Source organism: Segatella copri, from assembly GCF_019127135.1.
Lineage (GTDB): Bacteria > Bacteroidota > Bacteroidia > Bacteroidales > Bacteroidaceae > Prevotella.
Genome location: NZ_JAHOEA010000024.1, coordinates 40338 through 58386, shown reverse-complemented (window position 1 = coordinate 58386; position 18049 = coordinate 40338). Strand labels below are relative to the sequence as shown.

17 protein-coding genes are annotated in these 18049 nt (G+C 42.0%); 8 read left to right on the top strand and 9 right to left on the bottom strand.

The features are described from left to right. The 4 genes from KSW37_RS08085 to KSW37_RS15990 all read left to right on the top strand — a co-directional run. On the top strand, positions 1-323 hold a 323-nt coding region (locus tag KSW37_RS08085; RefSeq protein ID WP_217743440.1), incomplete at its 5' end, for a hypothetical protein. An 11-nt stretch (positions 324-334) separates the two neighbouring features. After that, complete coding sequence (locus KSW37_RS08080) at positions 335-1501, top strand: PDDEXK nuclease domain-containing protein (protein WP_217313998.1); 1167 nt, start codon at positions 335-337, stop codon at positions 1499-1501. Between the two features lie 185 nt (positions 1502-1686). After that, complete coding sequence (locus tag KSW37_RS08075; RefSeq protein ID WP_254368588.1) at positions 1687-1932, top strand: ORF6N domain-containing protein; 246 nt, start codon at positions 1687-1689, stop codon at positions 1930-1932. Then, on the top strand, positions 1880-2152 hold the full coding sequence (locus tag KSW37_RS15990; RefSeq protein WP_254368587.1) for a hypothetical protein: 273 nt from the start codon (positions 1880-1882) through the stop codon (positions 2150-2152). The genes KSW37_RS08075 and KSW37_RS15990 overlap by 53 nt, the downstream gene beginning before the upstream one ends. Positions 2153-3082: 930 nt before the next feature. Here the strand turns inward: KSW37_RS15990 and KSW37_RS08070 are convergent. The 5 genes from KSW37_RS08070 to KSW37_RS08050 form a co-directional block, all read right to left on the bottom strand. Further along, entirely contained in the window at positions 3083-4405 is a 1323-nt protein-coding gene (locus tag KSW37_RS08070) for an ATP-binding protein (RefSeq protein ID WP_217313997.1), read from the bottom strand. Between the two features lie 847 nt (positions 4406-5252). Then, positions 5253-5933, bottom strand: a complete 681-nt coding sequence (locus tag KSW37_RS08065; protein WP_217313996.1) for a hypothetical protein — start codon at positions 5931-5933, stop codon at positions 5253-5255. A gap of 89 nt (positions 5934-6022) precedes the next feature. After that, a complete protein-coding gene (locus tag KSW37_RS08060) occupies positions 6023-6655 on the bottom strand; it encodes a hypothetical protein (RefSeq protein ID WP_217313995.1) in 633 nt (210 codons plus the stop codon). Between the two features lie 1055 nt (positions 6656-7710). Next, on the bottom strand, positions 7711-8085 hold the full coding sequence (locus KSW37_RS08055; protein WP_217313994.1) for a hypothetical protein: 375 nt from the start codon (positions 8083-8085) through the stop codon (positions 7711-7713). Then, positions 8082-9305: a site-specific integrase gene (locus KSW37_RS08050; RefSeq protein ID WP_217313993.1), complete on the bottom strand. Its 1224-nt coding sequence runs from the start codon at positions 9303-9305 to the stop codon at positions 8082-8084. Before KSW37_RS08050 ends, KSW37_RS08055 begins: the two co-directional genes overlap by 4 nt. Positions 9306-9669: 364 nt before the next feature. Here KSW37_RS08050 and KSW37_RS08045 point away from each other — a divergent pair, with 364 nt between their 5' ends. After that, complete coding sequence (locus KSW37_RS08045; protein WP_217313992.1) at positions 9670-10539, top strand: Rpn family recombination-promoting nuclease/putative transposase; 870 nt, start codon at positions 9670-9672, stop codon at positions 10537-10539. 453 nt (positions 10540-10992) lie between these two features. Here KSW37_RS08045 and KSW37_RS08040 read toward each other — a convergent pair whose 3' ends face one another. Next, positions 10993-12132 (bottom strand): AAA family ATPase, encoded by a 1140-nt coding sequence (locus KSW37_RS08040; protein ID WP_217313991.1) that lies wholly within the window; start codon positions 12130-12132, stop codon positions 10993-10995. 303 nt (positions 12133-12435) lie between these two features. On the opposite strand from KSW37_RS08040, the gene KSW37_RS08035 reads away from it, so the two are divergent. Then, entirely contained in the window at positions 12436-14457 is a 2022-nt protein-coding gene (locus KSW37_RS08035) for an alpha-amylase family glycosyl hydrolase (protein WP_217313990.1), read from the top strand. Between the two features lie 178 nt (positions 14458-14635). Here KSW37_RS08035 and KSW37_RS08030 read toward each other — a convergent pair whose 3' ends face one another. Then, the gene (locus KSW37_RS08030; protein ID WP_217313989.1) at positions 14636-15526 is read right to left on the bottom strand and encodes an NAD kinase; all 891 of its coding nucleotides are present in this window, start codon (positions 15524-15526) and stop codon (positions 14636-14638) included. An 83-nt stretch (positions 15527-15609) separates the two neighbouring features. Here KSW37_RS08030 and KSW37_RS08025 point away from each other — a divergent pair, with 83 nt between their 5' ends. Both KSW37_RS08025 and KSW37_RS08020 read left to right on the top strand, forming a co-directional pair. Beyond that, on the top strand, positions 15610-16182 hold the full coding sequence (locus KSW37_RS08025; protein WP_217313988.1) for a DJ-1 family glyoxalase III: 573 nt from the start codon (positions 15610-15612) through the stop codon (positions 16180-16182). 67 nt (positions 16183-16249) lie between these two features. Continuing rightward, positions 16250-16918: a 2-C-methyl-D-erythritol 4-phosphate cytidylyltransferase gene (locus KSW37_RS08020; RefSeq protein WP_217313987.1), complete on the top strand. Its 669-nt coding sequence runs from the start codon at positions 16250-16252 to the stop codon at positions 16916-16918. Between the two features lie 163 nt (positions 16919-17081). Here the strand turns inward: KSW37_RS08020 and KSW37_RS08015 are convergent, their stop codons facing one another. Next, positions 17082-17654: an RNA polymerase sigma factor gene (locus KSW37_RS08015; RefSeq protein ID WP_217313986.1), complete on the bottom strand. Its 573-nt coding sequence runs from the start codon at positions 17652-17654 to the stop codon at positions 17082-17084. 117 nt (positions 17655-17771) lie between these two features. Next, positions 17772-18029: a hypothetical protein gene (locus tag KSW37_RS08010; protein ID WP_217313985.1), complete on the bottom strand. Its 258-nt coding sequence runs from the start codon at positions 18027-18029 to the stop codon at positions 17772-17774. Positions 18030-18049 lie beyond the last annotated feature (20 nt).

Genomic DNA, 18049 nt, shown 5'->3' with positions numbered 1-18049 from the left:
AGGAAAAGTCGTATCTTTGCAGAAGAAAAGCTGCACTCGGCAAATTGAAAGCAAGCTTTCTTGGCGCTCGTTTGCATTTTCTTTGCAGAAGAAAAGCTGCACTCGGCAAATTGAAAGCAAGCTTTCTTGGCGCTCGTTTGCATTTTCTTTGCAGAAGAAAAGCTGCACTCGGCAAATTGAAAGCAAGCTTTCTTGGCGCTCGTTTGCATTTTCTTTGCAGAAGAAAAGCTGCACTCGGCAAATTGAAAGCAAGCTTTCTTTGCGCTCGTTTGCATTTTCTTTGTCCCAAAATCCGTATGCCTTCTGTTAGAAGACCAAATTAAAACATTACTCTATGGATAGTTTGATACAATATAACAATGCTGTCAACGCTATAAAGACAGCCATACTTCAAGGACAATATGAAGCAGCCAAAGGTGTGAACCGCATACAACTTGCTTTATATTTTGCCATCGGAAAATATCTTTCACAACATACCCGCAAAGGAGTATGGGGCGAGGGCGCATTAGCATCCATCAGCGAACAACTTCGCAAGGAACTACCTGGTCTTCGAGGATTCTCGGAAACTCAACTAAGAGACATGAGACGTTTTTATGAAGCATGGGATATGCTTGACAGTAATTCAACGGCAGCAACCGCAAAATTGTGCTTTGAGAATTCAGCGGTTGCAACCGCTGAATTACAAAATAGTGAAAATCAGATAGATATATTCCATACTTTATCTATTTCTAATATTCCAGATTTTCCTGTTGAGGACTTCTTTAAAGTACCATTCACACACCACTCTGCCATCATTAGTGGACCAAAAGAAACTTCGGCACGCTTTTATTATATTCACCGCACTGTAGAGGAACATCTTTCCGTAAAGAAACTCCGCCAACTTATAAAGGAGGATGCTTACCATAGCCAAGGACGCATGCCTAACAATTTTACCAGGACCATCAACAATCCTAGGGAAGCTCGACGTGCAGTAGAAATGTTCAAGGATGAATATCTACTTGACTTTATCAATGTAGAAGAGATTGGGGAACGCGAAAAAATAGATGTCGACGAACGAATTGTAGAACAAAGCATCGTTCAGAACATCAAGAATTTCATCATGACCTTTGGCAGAGACTTTGCTTTCATCGGCAACCAATACCATTTGGAAATCTATGGTGTTGAACAATTCCCAGACCTGCTGTTTTTCAATCGAGAATTGAACGCCATGGTTTGCATAGAGCTAAAACTTGGCGAGTTTAAAACCTCTTATCTTGGGCAACTTTTTGGCTATCTCCAAATTCTCGACGACAAGGTGCGTAAGCCACACGAGAATCCGTCTATTGGAATCATTCTTTGCCAATCAGCAAACTACTCTTATGCAGAATATGCTGTTCGAGACTACAGCAAGCCGATGGGAGTTGCTACCTACAAGACGTTGGATGACATGCCTGAAAGGTTACGCAAGGCTTTGCCTGATATGAAGAAAATGATGGACTTGCTAAAAAACAAGGAAGAATAATATCCCCCTAAACATTTGGAGATTATTAGAAGATTAAAGAATAACATTCAATAGGCGACTCTCAATTCCGGGAGCCGCCTATTTTCTTTTTCTCCTCCCCCTTTTCAAGTATTTTTTCCCTAAAACCTTGGAAGTTACGAGGAAAAGTCGTATCTTTGCATAAGAAAAGCTATAAAAAAGAAATTATGGGACATCAAGAAGATATTGTAAAAACTGAAAGTAAAATCATTGTCATCAGGGATACGCAAGTCATCCTTGACAGAGATGTTGCTGAATTGTATGGCGTAACAACCAAGGTGGTTAACCAAGCCATAAGAAACAATCCAGATAAGTTTCCTTCTGGATATGTTATCGAACTGACTAACAGCGAGAAAGAGCATGTGGTCAAAAATTTTGACCACCACGACAGCCACCGCCATTGCCATCATTGATACTTTCACTCAACTTCGCAAGTTGGCAAGAACCATAGACAAGGTGAATGAGGATGCAAAGGAGCAGGGCATTTTACCAGACAAAGCAACAGAAGGTAAGATACAAGCTGCTATGAACGAAGTCTTCGCAGATAAACATTTCAAAGAGTTAGAAAACATTCCTTTCCCAAAAGTGGAAATAGTAGGTATTGATGACTTTTTGAAATATCTCAAGAAATAATTTTATCAGGATTTAGCGTTTATTGCCTAGTTGTGGAAGAGTATTCTGCCGAGGAATAAGTTTGCTGTTAACCGGAAATAGTGTACAGGCGAATGAAGAACAGCTAACTAGCCGTACGGTTGCCAGTAGGCTGTTCTACTGGAACAGCTAGCGTAAATGCCTGTATAATTGTTGTAAGTAAGGAATAAGAAAAAACTCTTCACTCTTCACCTTTCCTTCGGAATCCCAAGTGTTTATCGGCATTCCAAGGGGTGAAGAGTTCTTGGGCACTCTTCACCCACTCTTCACCACTCTTCACCCTGGCTGGTTCAGCGGAGGATGTGTCATAAGTTTATGATTCACCCTCTTCTTGTTGTTGAAAGAGATAGGATATGTTGTTGAGACAGTCAGTATCTTCGGTCGCACAACAGCTGTTGTGCGCTTGCATAGCAGCAGATATGCGCATGCACAACAGGTGATGTGCATGCGGTGGCCAACTGTTATGCACCCAGCTGTTATCCAGACTTATGACGCACCCTCCTCAGGGATGCCTAGCGGTTTTGCGCTGCAATTTACGCCTGTTGGTCTTTGGAATCGGTGAAGAGTGGTGAAGAGTGGGTGAAGAGTCGCTGTAAACTCTTCACCACTCGGAATGCCGATAAACACAGGGGGGGGGGCGAAGGAAAGGTGAAGAGTGAAGAGTAAAAGCGTGTTCGCTTGCTGAACAAAAAAATGGGGCGCAAACTGCTTCCATGAAAGGAATCGCCTGCGCCCCTGATATTTTTGCTTATGAGTAAATGAGCACCCTAAGATTAGAACTTGTAGATAGCACCAAATGAAATGTTGCTGGCATCTACACCAAGTCCGAACAAGGTAATTCCGAGAGTCGCCTATTTTTCGTTATCCCCATCCCTACATTTTTCCCTAAAACTTTGGAAGTTATGATAAGACTTAACATCGCTCCAACAAGGATGGTAGCCAATCTGCCATCGGTGAAGGACAACTCAACATTCCACAATTGTATTGTAGATTAAGGAAAGAGAACCGGATACGATGCTTAGGAGCATATTTTTCCTTATAGACAGACAAACTTCTTCCACTCACACAATTCTCCGCCTTTACTTCTATCGGAATAATCTCATCGTTCCATTGTATAACAAATTCAATCTCCGCCCTACTGTCAGGTGACCAATAAAAGGGGACTTCCCTTCGAAGTATAGGCATGAGAGATTGTAAAATAGCATTTTCTGCCATTGCCCCTTTAAACTCTGTATAATTAGCCGTTGGACTAACAATAATACTACTCGGCAACTTGGCAAGACGGCGTAAGAGGCCACAATCGCAAGCATAAAGTTTGAATGCGCTCAAATCTTCGTATGCAGACAGAGGGAAGAGAGGTCTTGTTATGTTGTTGATACGATAAATCATACCTGCATCTTCCAACCAAAGCAGAGCATCCTCATAGTCTTTAGCTCTTGCCCCAGGCTTAACTACCTTATAAACAAACTTTCTATTTTCCTTTGCCAGTTGAGATGGTAAAGAATGCCAAATGGCATGAATTCGTGGTATTTCACGTGGCTCTGCATATTTGGCGAAATCAAGTTCGTACAAATCCAAAATATCCTGCAAGATGGCATCAACATTTTCCATACCTTGATTTTCCAACATTGCACATGCAGCATCAGGCATACCGCCACACACTAAATATCTTCGATACTCCAATTTTAATTTGTTTAGGATAATCTCCGGAAGTTTCTCTATGGCAGTTAGTTGTTCAATATATTCATAGGTATGGATATCGCTTGCACGCAAAAACTCCTTAAAAGAAAGAGGATACATGCGTACAACTCTTACTTTACCTACAGGAACTGTCATCCTTCGCTTTTTGACAGCAACCCCCAAGAGAGAACCTGCTGCCATGATATGATACTCAGGCGCATCCTCACAAAAATATTTCAAACAATTAAGTGCCTCCTCGCATTCTTGGATTTCATCAAAGATTATCAAAGTTTTTCCCGCAATGATGGGTACATCACAAAAAAGCGCTAATTCCTTGATGATTCTTTCTGGCATTTTGGTGTTTTGAAATACAGACTTCAGTTCTTCTTGCCTATCAAAATCAAACTTAGCGCAGTATTCAAAACTCTCCTTGCCAAAAGTTTCCATTGCCCATGTCTTACCTATTTGTCTTGCTCCTTGCAAAAGAATAGGCTTTCTCATTGGAGCGTCTTTCCACTCCTTAAATGTACTGATTATGTCTCTACTGATTCTCATAAATTACATTATTTAGTGCAGTTTTGTGTGATGCTAACACACTTTTCCGCACTTACCTGTGCAAATTGTTGCTTTTGAGGGCAAAGATACAAAAAAATATCGAAAATCATAAGCTCTTAATGTTTTTTTAAAAAAATCACATGATTTTCTTTGATTTTTAGGACAATCCAAATATAAAAGATGAGGAAAACGAGGATTTAGTCACAGCAACCATTCAAGATATATGTTGATGGCTGCAAAGCTATAGTAACCTTATTTGATAATATGATAACGTCTTGCACAAGATCTATTATCCAGAACAGAGGTGGAGATGCCTTTTGGGCTGTGTTATGCTGAATACATAGAGCTAATTCTTTATCACCCTCTCAACATTTTTCCGAAAAATTCTGCTAAAATATGCCGAATAGCTAAAAATGAGCGATTTACAAGTGTTTCACCTCAATAGAGGTAATGACTTGGTAATAGTTTTAACTTCTGTATTATACATAAGTTTGCATTACTTGTCAAACAACTCTTTTCGGTGACAAAGGTACAACATTTATGTGGATTGATGAAAATCATATCCATTTTTTAGATTTTATTTTCAGTTGCTGCCATATACGTAACTACTCAACACCCCTTGGATGTGTCAAATCCGCAAAATATTGATGATTTTGGCTATATTTATGCTACAAAATAGGCTATTATGTCAAATGAGTACTTGAAATTCATTTTTAGGGGCTGAGTAGTAACAAGAACATCTGAGACCTACAGAGAATGACTGCCAATCTGTGGGTAGGGATAAATTGAAAAATGCTTCCATACTGCGAAAGTACGGAAGCATTTGTATGGGGGAAAAGACAAAAGATTATTGCAGACTCTTGTCAAGGATTTCAAGAAGAATGGTAGGGTCCTCGTGGATTTGCTCAGCAGTGAGTCCTCTCTTTTCCACTTCTTCAGCGACGGCAGGATAGTCCTTGAATTTATCCTTTATCTTTTTCAACAGTTTCTTTTGAGAGTATTTTTCTCTTTTGGAATTAATTTTTTTACTTTCAAATAAGTTCCAATAGTAAACATGCTTGCCGCTATCAACCATATAGTGATATGCCCTACAGTCTAAATAAACGGTAATATTTGTCCATATACCAGTAAACGACCTGCTGTGGGTGGAATTGTCAAAAGCAAATGGTTCCATATAGCCAGTGACATGTTTTCCCTTGAAAACTTCAGTTGCCAAAAATGGAAATTTAGGGTTGTCATCTATAAGGATGAAAGTGCGTTTCTTGCCATCCTGGAGAGCATTATCCACCTCAAGGGATTTAATGTCCACGATTTTGTATTTTACATCCTTACCATTTTGTGTTTCACTGAAATAGATGTTTTTTTTCATGAAGTGGATGTCGTTCTGCAAATAGCCGTTGAGCACAGTACCGTCTTTAAGAGTCAGCACTGCCTTAGGCCATGAAACTTTCTCTTTAGGTTTCTTTGCGTTTGCTATTGTCGCAAACGAGAACACCATTAAAAAGATGATAAAAAGTAACTTTTTCATATGTACGTTTATTTAATGTTTCGATAGATATTTTTAACACTACAAAAATTTGATTACAAAAACTTTGTCATAAATCATAATCAAGAAAGTTATTCCAAAACTTCATCAAGTTTTCTGACTAATATAGTAGGGTCTTTACGAATCTCTTTCATACTTAGACCTTTGAGTATTTCCTTTATCTGAGGATAACCTTTAAAATACATTTTTAGCACAGTCTTTTGACCAATTCCTGCAATACTATTATCCATCAAATAATAGCTTCTCGCAAAGTCCTCGTCCTTGGATTTGTAATAAAACATAATGCCAAATCCGTAAATACTGCCCGATTTCACATGAGTATTTGTTCTTATGTAGTGAACATACGCTGAAATGTTTTTCCCCTTATAAACAGGATGGAGAAATACGGGATTTTTGTAGAGCTTGGGGGCTTTCTTATAAGACATTCCCAATCCCATCTGGGCATACAGAGGAATCCAATTTGTTACTTCTTTTGCCTTTTTATCATAGAATTTTATTTCTTTTACATCAGCAGAAGTATAGTCGAACTTCTCACCACTCACTTCATTCTTTATTCTAACTTCGTGAGTATTATCTACATTAAAAGACAAACTTTGAATTTTTCCTTTCACAACTTTTCCGTTGTTTAAAATAATCTCAGAAGTCTGAGCTTGAACTATTCCACAAAGAAGAATAGCAAGAAACATAAAAATCAACTTTTTCATACGCATGACTATTTAATTTTGTTTCAATTTAAATTAATTGTTTTGCTTATAAAGATAGGATGCTTTTCTTTAACTGCCAAAGAAAAAGAATATTATTAACACAATTATATAGATATATAACAAAGTTTAGCATATGATGGCAGTAATTGCAGTTGGTATACTCATTTTCTGCGACCATCGGGAGCAAAAATTCTCCACCCTCATGGTGGAGCGAGGAGTTTTGGGCTTCCCGAAACATAACCTCGCTCCCTCCTCTAAGAACAAAAGACGAGATATTTGCCTTTCGGCTTTCCATGCCCAAGGTTGCAGACCTTAATTCTCTCAATTTGCGCCAAACATCAAAGCTGCCACATTGAAAGAACAAGGTCACAGACACAAGCTACTTTGTACATGGAGTTTGCAAAGGAAAAGGTGATATTTTCAGTGTGAAACATGCCAAGTGTTTCAGTTGTGTGTTGTTGATTTCCTTTGTGAACTATGCCGAGTGTGTTATGTGTGCTGTGTGTCCTCGGTATAGTCTGCATAAATCTAATGCCATGCTAAAACACTGCGGAGGTTCGCCCAAGTGGCTGGAGGCGCAAAGCCTCCAAGGAACGTTGCTGCAACCATTTCGGAGAATAGAGCGGTTGCCAATTAATCCACAAGCACATTTTACAGCGTACCAAGTGAGGGCATGTAAAACGTTGAATTGTTGAAGATAGGTGTTATCTTTATGAGAACCAACCACTTATACCCTCAACAAACTCTCAACAAATAGCTCTACACAACAAATTACTGGGCAAAAAAGAAAGAAAGGAATGGTGTTCATGGTTTTCTCTTTTCAACATTATCTTTCTTTTGTTGAGAGATTTGTTGAGAATATGTTGAGCCGTAAATACCTGATGTTCAATACTTCTTTCATCATATTCAACAATTCAACAAAAATAAGGGGTGTTTTGTCCGTCATTTTTATGAACAGAACTCATCCCCCTACAAGTAAGAATGTCATGCTTATGCTTCAGTACTTATTCACGACAGTACGACAGCGCCAAGCCAACAAACAAGCAAGAGGACATTCAACAAAAGGCGGTTGTTCTTCTATTGAGTTGTAGGATAATGACACTACTTTTCTCTTTTGCCCCATACAATCTCTTGAAGATGGTGGCACGAAACCGAGCTGCCCCGTATGAGTTTATACGGAAGCAAAGGGCAACAATCATCGGAAAGCCATACAACGTTTGCCAAATGCCATTGGAAGTTTCCTGTTTCTGTTGGACTTCCGACACCGTCAATAAACCATCCTTGTATATTGACCTTATCACAGCATGGAGTTTCATGGCGGTGACATGAAGCATATCAACCAATTCGCCCTCGCTCATCCACAAGTCTTTCAAGTTGGACGGAATGGAAAGTTCTCCATTTCCGTCCACGGTGATTACAGTCCTTTTCATGCCATTCCCCCCATTGTCGGCATATGCCCCTTGATTCGACTTTCAAAAGCTGATATGTCATGCTCCAATTTAGTACTTGTCACCTTTGCGTAAATTTGTGTTGTGGCGATGTCCGTATGTCCCAGTATCTTGCTTACACTCTCTATCGGCATACCGTAGTTTAAAGCCAAAACTGCGAACGAATGCCGGGCTGTATGAAATGAAATTCGCTTCTTGATGCCACACATTTTTGCCACTTTCTTTATACGCTTGTTTACCATGTCAAGTGAGCCAATATTAAACAAGTGCATATCTTTTCTCAATGGCTTGTAACGTTCAATTATCTGTATGGCTGCATCTATCAGTTTAATTTTGAATGGTACGCCTGTCTTTTGACGCTGAGAAACTATCCATGGAGACCCACTTATAATGGCAACATTGTCCTCTGTAAGATTCTTGATGTCAACGAAAGAGATACCTGTCCAACAACCAAACATAAACAAGTCTCTCGCAAAAGCAAAGTTGGGATTTTCCAACTCTATTCCTGCAAATATGTCCAATTCTTCCTCTGTCAAGAACTCACGCTCCTTGTGGTCTGGGTCAACGTGGTACATGGCAAACGGATTTCTCTGTATCTTGCCGTTGTAGTGTGCTGCCGTGACGATATGCTTCAATGGTATGGAGTATATCCAAATGGTAGATTGCGTGAGTCCAATGACATTCTTCAAATACAGACAAAAATCACGGATGAACTCCTCGGTAAGCTCATTCATGGACATATCGCTGCGCTTGTACTGAAATTTGATGAACTCGGCAACGTACTTTCTTACCGTCAGATACTTGCGGTAGGTTCGGACAGCTCGGTCTTTTCCCACGCGTTGGGCAAAGGCTGCGTTCTCCTTGTCAAAAGCTCTGAGTAATGTCTCATACTCCGTACCTATGCCTTGATATGCGTTTCTCACCATTTCAGCGGTAACGAACGCCTCACGGTCGGAAAGCCGTTGGTAATGCTTAGCGATTTGAGCCTTGATGTTATCAAGCGCAAAGTTCACCTCATTGGCTTCCTTGCTTCTGCCTTTGGCTCTGTTGCCCTTGGCATCCCATATCGCCTTGGTCACGCTCAGCTTGCAACTGAACTGTGCGATAGTTCCGTTGATTGTCACACGTCCCATGATAGGGACAATTCCGTTTCTCTCCTTGCTTCCGTTTACATAGAAGACTGTCTTGAATGTACTTCTCATAATTCCTTGCTTTTTGTTCTGTGCAAAATTAAATCATGAGAGTTGCATGGCAAATTCACAACCTGTGCAGAATTGAGAAGTAAAAACCGAAGCCGTTAAAAATGCTTATTAGAGCGTTTCTTTGAGGTAATGACTTGAAAGCGTTTCTACTTCTCAAATCCGCCATTTTCGCATTTCCTCACGAATGCCACAAAAAGCCAACGACTGCCACAACCACTTGAAACTCAAAACAAAAGCTCAAATCTGCTATTTTTTGCTTTTTTAGTCATTCTTTTTCCCTAAAACCTTGGAAGTTACGAGGAAAAGTCGTATCTTTGCCAACGAATAGCAATATTGCGTCCACGACCTTATAAAGCGTAAGCAGATGGCAAGATTTATAGACCCACGTGTCGATTGGGCTTTCAAGAGGATATTTGGAAGCGAAGACACGAAAGAATGTCTGATCACATTCCTCAACGGACTGTTTGAAGACGAGTTGGTAATCAAGGACGTGACGTTTGCTAAGACCGAAAAACTTGGCTTGCGCCCCGATGACCGCGGTGTGGTCTTCGATGTCTATTGCATCACAAACGAAGGCAAGCATGTCATCGTTGAGATGCAGAAGAAAGAGCAGGAATACTTTGCCGACAGGGCATTGTATTACACGGCACGTGCCATTGTGCAGCAAGGCATCCGTGGAATCTGGGACTACCACTTGGCTCCAGTCTATACGGTATGTTTCATGGATTTCGTGTCGGATAGTCCGGTGCTAAAGAAGTTTCGTACCGACTTGGTGCTTACCGACTTGCAGACACGCCAGCGAGTGTCCGACAGGATGCGTATTGTGTACCTCCAGTTGCCATTGTTCGACAAGCGCACGGAGGCAGAGTGTATGGATATATTTGATTGTTGGATTTATATAGTGAAGAATATGAACATGTTTGAACAGATGCCATTCAGCGAGAAGTATCCAGTCTTCCGCAAGTTGGCAGAAATAGGCGACCTCCGCAAGCTCTCCCGAGAGGAACTTGAGCTTTATGACGAGGACATCAAGAATATGCGTGATATATATGCCACCAGAAAATTCGATGAAAAGAAAGGAATAGAAATAGGTATGGCGAAAGGTCGTGCTGAAGGTATGGAAAAAGAAAAGCTAGCCACAGCTCGCCGCCTTTTGTCAATGGGCCTTTCTGAAGAGCAAGTATCAACTGCCACCGAACTTCCACTGGAGGAAATCCAGAAAATGAAGGAATAAGAAGAGATTACTAGGCGGTTCTCGAACATATCGGGAGCCGCCTTTTTTGTATGCCTTTACGTTATGCAAATCGTATTAAGCCTTCTGCACGTTTTCAAGATTTTTATGATCATATTCTTTAACAGACAATGGGATGGATTTTTGCACTTGCTTGTTGAATTCGCATTCTTTGTCTTCTATGAAAGATGATGCATATATATATAATAATGTGATAACTTGTATCTTTTGGTGTAAAATATTAGGTTTATTTATACTTTGATATATGTCATGTGATTATACGACATTTGTCATCCGGCCGTACGACAAGTGTCGTATAAACGCATGACAAATGTCACGCAATCGCAAGAAAGGCTTCCTTGCATCGTTATAATTGATTCCTTGCATCGTATAAGTTGCGGCATTGTTATCATCCATCTCACCATAGCCAAGCATCGGGACGTAATTTTCATTTCCTCAGTTGGCTATGATTCCTCCTCTCACCAGCCATTTCGCAAAGAAGCGGTCACTAACCAGATAGCCAGTCGGAGTCTTACTTACCAGCTGCTTATCTACCAATGCCTTTAATGCCGTTTTCACGCTGCTCGTAGCTGGAAGATGGTGGGTGCTGATAAACTGCTGGCTCAACGGCGAAGATACCAAATGCTCACGAGCTATCGCCCCCAAAAGCATCTGCTGGTTCTCGGTTAGCCAGGCACAATAGTTCTGATAAGTCATCGCCTGCTCCTCAATCAGCTCCAGAATCACCTCATCTACCAGAGACTTCGTAATCTCGGAAGAAGCATGCTCGTAGATGCCATGCAATATCGACTGCACATACCAGGTTACACGATCAGACTGCTGATAAATATAAGAAAAGGTAGATTCATCTATCGACCTGTGCTGAGATGCCAACAGGCGATTGGCAAACTCCCGATACACCTGCTCCCCGATGCAAGGCAAAGACAACACCAGCGAACTCTGGAAGAAAGGACGGTTTGCCGACAGAAACATCTCCTGCATCATGTGCTGCTGACTGCCCGAAAACACGAAATATACATTCGGCAAGAACTGGATATAAGAACGGATCATCGCCTCAACCCCATCCTCCGGATAACTTAATATCTGCTGAAACTCATCAATGGCAATGTAGCATCGCTTTCCCGATTGCTTCAAATACTCAAAGATTCGCTTCAAACTCTCCTTCCCTTCACTCGGTTTCAAGTCTAAAGAAAAAGAAGGAATGCCTGTCAATTCATCTATCGTCAGAGTAGGACGCCAGCAGCTGAAGAATTCCTGTACCTTCCGAAGGGCTGATTGGGAAACTGTATCCAGTTTTCCGATGATTTCAGAAGCCATCAGTTGCACCATCTGCTCCAGATTCTTGGTGGCAAAGATGTCGAGATAGAAACACTTCACTTCCGCGTATTGCTCCTCCATCTGATGGAATACATGATGAATTAATCCCGTCTTACCCATACGGCGTGGGGCAACCAACGTGATGTTACGTTCATTATGCAGCGAAGAAATCATTTTCTCCGTCTCTTTCTGGCGGTCACAGAAATACTCTGCGCCCTTATAGCCATATACCACAAAAGGATTGTTCAATCTTGCCATATCTTGTTATCATTCATTATACAAACGTTCATTGCGCTTTTTACGCAACGCAAATTACGCAATAAAAAACGAGACCGCCAAATGTTTTCCAGTTTTTTAATAATAATTATCTTCTAAAGCTACATATACCTTATTATATAATAGAAGAAAAGCGCACCGGAATGCAAACGTTTGCACAAGAAAATCGCTTGATTTGCATCAATTTTTGAACAAGCTAATGAAATAAATCGTAACTTTGCCAACGTATAACAATACAACTTGCAATTAAACATAAAATAATAATCACAAAATACAATGATAATTATGAAGAAGATATACTTTACACTCATCGCCTTACTGGCAAGCATGAACATGCTGGCACAAGGTTGGCCTGCCAACTACAATGGCGTCATGCTGCAAGGATTCTCATGGGATTCTTACGACTACTCCCAATGGACTGTTTTAGAGAAGCAAGCCGATGATATGAAAGGATTCATCGACCTGGTATGGCTTCCACAAAGCGGTAAATGCATCGAAACCACAAAGGTGATGGGCTATAAGCCATATTATTATTTCAACCAGAACTCCTCATTCGGAACTGAGGCTGAACTCAGAAGTCTGATTGCCAAGTTCAAAGCCAACGGCATAGGCGCAATAGCTGATGTTGTGGTCAATCATCGCAATACAGACGGCTGGTATACCTTCCCTGCAGAAACCTACAAGGGAGTGACCTACCAGATGTTGTCTACCGATATCTGCAAGAATGATGATGGTGGAAGTACGGCAACACAGGCAAAAAAAGACGGGGTTAGCCTCAGCAATAACTATGATGAGGGAACCGACTTTGGAGCATGCCGTGATATTGACCATAAGAGCGAGAACGTACAGAAGATTATCAAGGCATATCTGAAATTCCTGAAGGAGGATATAGGATATACCGGTTTCCGCTACGACATGGTAAAGGGATTCAGTGGTTCTCACGTAGCTGACTACAATGATGCAACAGGTGTAAAATTCTCTGTGGGTGAATATTGGGATGGAAACCCTTCTATCATCAACTGGATCAACAAAACCAACAAGAAGAGCGCTGCCTTCGACTTCCAGTTCCGTTATAATGTTCGTGACGCAATAGGCATAAAAGACAATAAGATTGTTTCATCGCCAAACTGGTCGAAGTTGAAGAGCGATTACAACCTGATGCATGATGCAACCTACCGTCAGTATGCCATCACATTCGTAGAGAATCACGACATGCAATACCGTTCTAAAGATGAGCCGCTGGATCCTCTTAAGCGAGATACGCTTGCAGCCAATGCCTATATGCTCGCCATGCCGGGAACTCCTTGCGTGTTCCAGCCACACTGGAGAGCCTACAAACAGGAAATCAAGAGCATGATTGAAGCCCGCAAACTTGCAGGCATCACCAACATGAGCAATTATACCAACAAGATGGCGCAGACCACATGCTTTGCCAATGAGACTACTGGCAACAAGGCTAAGCTCATCGTGGTTGTAGGAAACAACACCAAAGCATATACTCCAGGTGCCGACTATACACAGATTCTCGAAGGATACCACTACCGTTATTATCTTTCTAAATCTGCAGAAACCGCATGGTGCAACATTCCATCAGGCGAATATGAGGCAGGATTCAAGGCTAAGCTTACAGCTGTCAGTCAGAACAGCAATGCCAAACTGGTATACACTACTGACGGCACAGACCCTACAGCCAAGAGCAAGCAGGTGGCTACAGGTAACACCATCAACATAGATGAGACCTGCACCTTGAAGGTTGGCTTGCTCAGCAACGGAACCGTAACAGGAATCCGTACCTACAATTATACCGTCAAGGCATTCGAGCCATATACCATCACTATATATGCCAATGCCGACCAGGTAACCAACTGGGGTTCAGCCATGTATTTCTACGCATGGAATTCCAGCGAAACCTTTACACAAGGCTGGCCAGGTACAGCTGTTACAGCAACCAAAACGCTGAACGGAAAGAAGTGGTACTATATGGACTTCAAGATCAAAAGCAAGGATGCTATCGTAAACATCATCTTCAATCAGGGAAATGGAACAGGCAAGAAGCAGACCGTAGACTTGAATGCCGGCAACAGCACCAAGTATTATGAGATTACCACTACACAGAGTAATGGCAAATACACCTGCAAGGATGTTACCGCCATCTGGGCACCAACAGGCATCACGGGAACCCCAACCATAAGCAATACCACAACTACAGACAATGCATGGTATACGCTAAGCGGTATGAAAATGGGTAAGAAACCTGCAGAGCATGGTGTTTACATCCATCAGGGAAAGAAAGTGATTATCAGATAAGAATACGAAAATAGAGAATAGTTGATTTTATGTTTTTAGGTTTAGGTTTGTTTTAAAGGTAGTTTTAGTACATACAAGGTTACTAGTTAGTTGTTTTAGGTTAGGAAAAAGAGGTATACCCAAGATTCGTCTTCGGGATATACCTCTTTTCTTATTTTAATTATCTTTCTTATTCTAATTATCTTTCGCGCTGGTCAGCACCCCACATCAGTTTTTCTCTCAAGGTAGAGAAATAACGCTGGTTGCGCTGCTTCACAATCTTGATGCTATGAGGAGCCTTTCGGATGATAAGGCGGGTTTCCTCCGTCATACGCTCACTACGACCATCGATGGCTACCAGATAGTTATGGCTGCGACTCTCGATATCGAGCGTGATGACAGCCGTATCGTTGATGACGATAGGACGGATGTTCAGACTGTGAGGAGCCACCGGAGTAAGACAGATGCTACCACTCTGCGGAATGATGATAGGTCCGCCATTCGAGAGATTGTATGCCGTAGAACCTGTTGGCGTAGTAACAATCAGACCATCCGCCTGATAAGTGACGAGGAATTCGCCATCTACCTGCGTACGGATGGAAATCATCGAAGCATCATCACGCTTCAGCACGGCAATATCGTTGAGGGCGAACGGATTGCCGGCAAGTATGCCCCCTTCTGCCTCCACCTGAATCACCGCATGCTCCTCTATCAGGCATTCACCGGCATAAAGACTGTCCAGAGCCGACTCTATCTCGCTAGGCAGCACATCAGCAAGGAAGCCCAACCGGCCCATATTCACACCGATGATAGGTGTACCCTTGGCTCCCACCCGGCTCGCCGCCTTCAGGAAAGTACCGTCACCACCCATAGAGATGACATAATCCACATCAAAGTTATAATCCTCGAACACCCCAGCCGCCTTCACATTGAGATGCTGGTCGCGGGTAAGAAACTCATAATAAGCATTCTCCACATAAACTTCAGCCTCCTTCTTTTCAAGATAAAGAAGGATTTTCTCTATCGAAGCCGACTTCTTAGCCTGGTATTCATTACCAAATATTGCGAATTTTAAATGTTGCTGTGCCATTTATTTTGTTATTTCAATAATTATTCTTACTTTTGCAAAGGTAATCATATTATTTGAATAACAAGACAAAAAATAAATAAATTATGGCTAAGGTATATGAATTTCTTGCCAATGGCTTCGAGGAAATCGAAGGATTGGCTCCGGTTGACATCCTCCGCAGAGGTGGTGTAGACATCAAGACAGTAAGTGTAACGGGTACAGAATGGGTAGAAACATCACATGGTGTAACCATCAAGGCTGACCTGAAGTTTGAGGATATTGCCAGCTTTGAAGATGCTGACATGCTGATGATTCCAGGCGGAATGCCAGGAAGTACAAATCTCAACAAGCACGAAGGTGTACGCCAGGCGCTCATCGCCCAGCACAAGGCTGGCAAGCGAATCGGTGCCATCTGCGCAGCCCCAATGGTTCTGGCAAGCACAGGCATTCTCGAAGGAAAGAAGGCTACCTGTTATCCTGGTTTCGAGCAATATTTCGGCGAGAACACCGAATATACCGCCACCCTCTTCCAGGAAGACGGCAACGTGATTACGGGCGAAGGTCCTGCCGCAACTCTCCCATACGCTTATAAGATATTGAGCTATTTCGTAAGCAAGGAAACTGTGGCTGCCCTGCAGGATGGCATGATGTATGATCATCTCATGAAAAGCAAATAATAACAATGAGTGAAGAAAGGCAGGATTAGAATTCTTCACTCTTCACTTTTAACTCTTCACTTAAAAAATGGATTACGTAATCATAGTAGCCGGAGGCAAGGGCCTCCGCATGGGAAGTGAGATTCCCAAACAGTTCTTGCCGGTAGCGGGCAAGCCTATCCTGATGCGCACCATAGAGCGTTTTCATGAATACGACCCTGCATTGAACATCATCCTGGTTCTGCCGGAGAGTCAGCAGGCATACTGGCACCAGCTCTGCGAGGAGCAACATTTTGATATCAAACACCAGATAGCCAATGGTGGCGACACCCGTTTCCAGTCATCCAAAAACGGACTGGCTCTCATTCCTGATGATGAAGATGGCGTAGTGGGCATTCACGATGGTGTGCGCCCATTCGTATCTAAAGAAGTCATCGAGGAATGTTTCGAGACGGCTCGCGAAGAATATGCAGCTATCCCTGTATATGCCGTAACCGACACCCTGCGCTATATTGACCAGCACGGAGGCGGAAAGAACGTGCTGCGCAGCGATTACCGCGTGGTGCAGACTCCCCAAACCTTCGACATCGGTCTGGCAAAGCAGGCTTTCAACCAGGAATACAAGGAACAGTTTACCGATGATGCTTCGGTGGTAGAAAGTCTCGGCTGCCAGGTTGCGATGGTAGAGGGTAATCGTGAGAACATCAAGATTACTACCCCATTCGACATCAAGATAGCTGAAGCTTTGCTGGGGTAAAGCGAAACAACAAGGCATAAAAAAACAAGCAGGAGATTCCTCACGGAGTCCCCTGCCTTTTTTTTATAACTATAATAAACCTATTTTAAATTATCATTAACCTAAAGTGCAAATCTCTATTTCGGGTCTACCAATAACATCTCTCAAACTCCTTCAGAAGAGTTTATACTGCTACGGCTGCACGCAACTTCAACATGCCACGATGTACCAGGTTGCGTACACTATGATAGTTCATCTGCATGATGTCGCAGATGTCCTCATATTTGCGCTGCTCTATATAATATAAGGTGAACACCTGGCGCTGGCGTGGTGTCAGCTCATTCATCAGAATCTGAACCTTACGAACATTATTGAGCGAACTTTCATCAAGGATATAAGAGTTTTCCACATCTTCTACAGTTGTAGAGATACGGATATCCTCCACCGCAGTCTCCGTCATATAGTTCTTGCGGCGAAACTCATCCAACAATCTGTTGCGGAGAGAAATGAGCAGGTAAGAGGTTACCTTTGTAACTTGTAAATCCTGGCTTTTAGAGATGAGTTTGATAAACACATCTTGTACACAATCTTTTACAAGTTCTTTGTCTGATGTAATACACAGACCATAATTGAGCAACATTTCCGCGTACATATCATATAAAGACATGAAAGCGTTCTGGTCGCCTTGGCGATAGGCAGCGAGCAACGTCTGTGCTGCTTCCTCTCTTTCTCGGATGCTATTGTAGTTTGTTTTCATCTTAGGTGTACTTTTGTTTGTTGATGGTGCAAAAGTAGCCTAAATACGGCAAACTCTAAGGAAAAATCAGGTAAATGAATGGGAAAAATTGGTATTCAGTGTATTTTTCCTCCCATTTTAAGGGTACAAATGGCTTTTTATGCGATTTTTCAGTTCTTCTATGTCTGTTTCAGACAACAAGCCCGAAATCTCGTCAAGATGAAGAAGAACATATTTTGCCTGCTCTATTTCGGCAGGAAGATACATTTTCTCAAACTTTCGAGAAGATGCCGGCCTCCCAGAGTTGGCATCCGGTTCTACGATAGGAGAACCGAATACCGACTCCAGGAAGTCGGTATTCAATAAAAGATTTCTTACAGATTCTGTTATCATCATTATTTTCATCTTCTCTACTT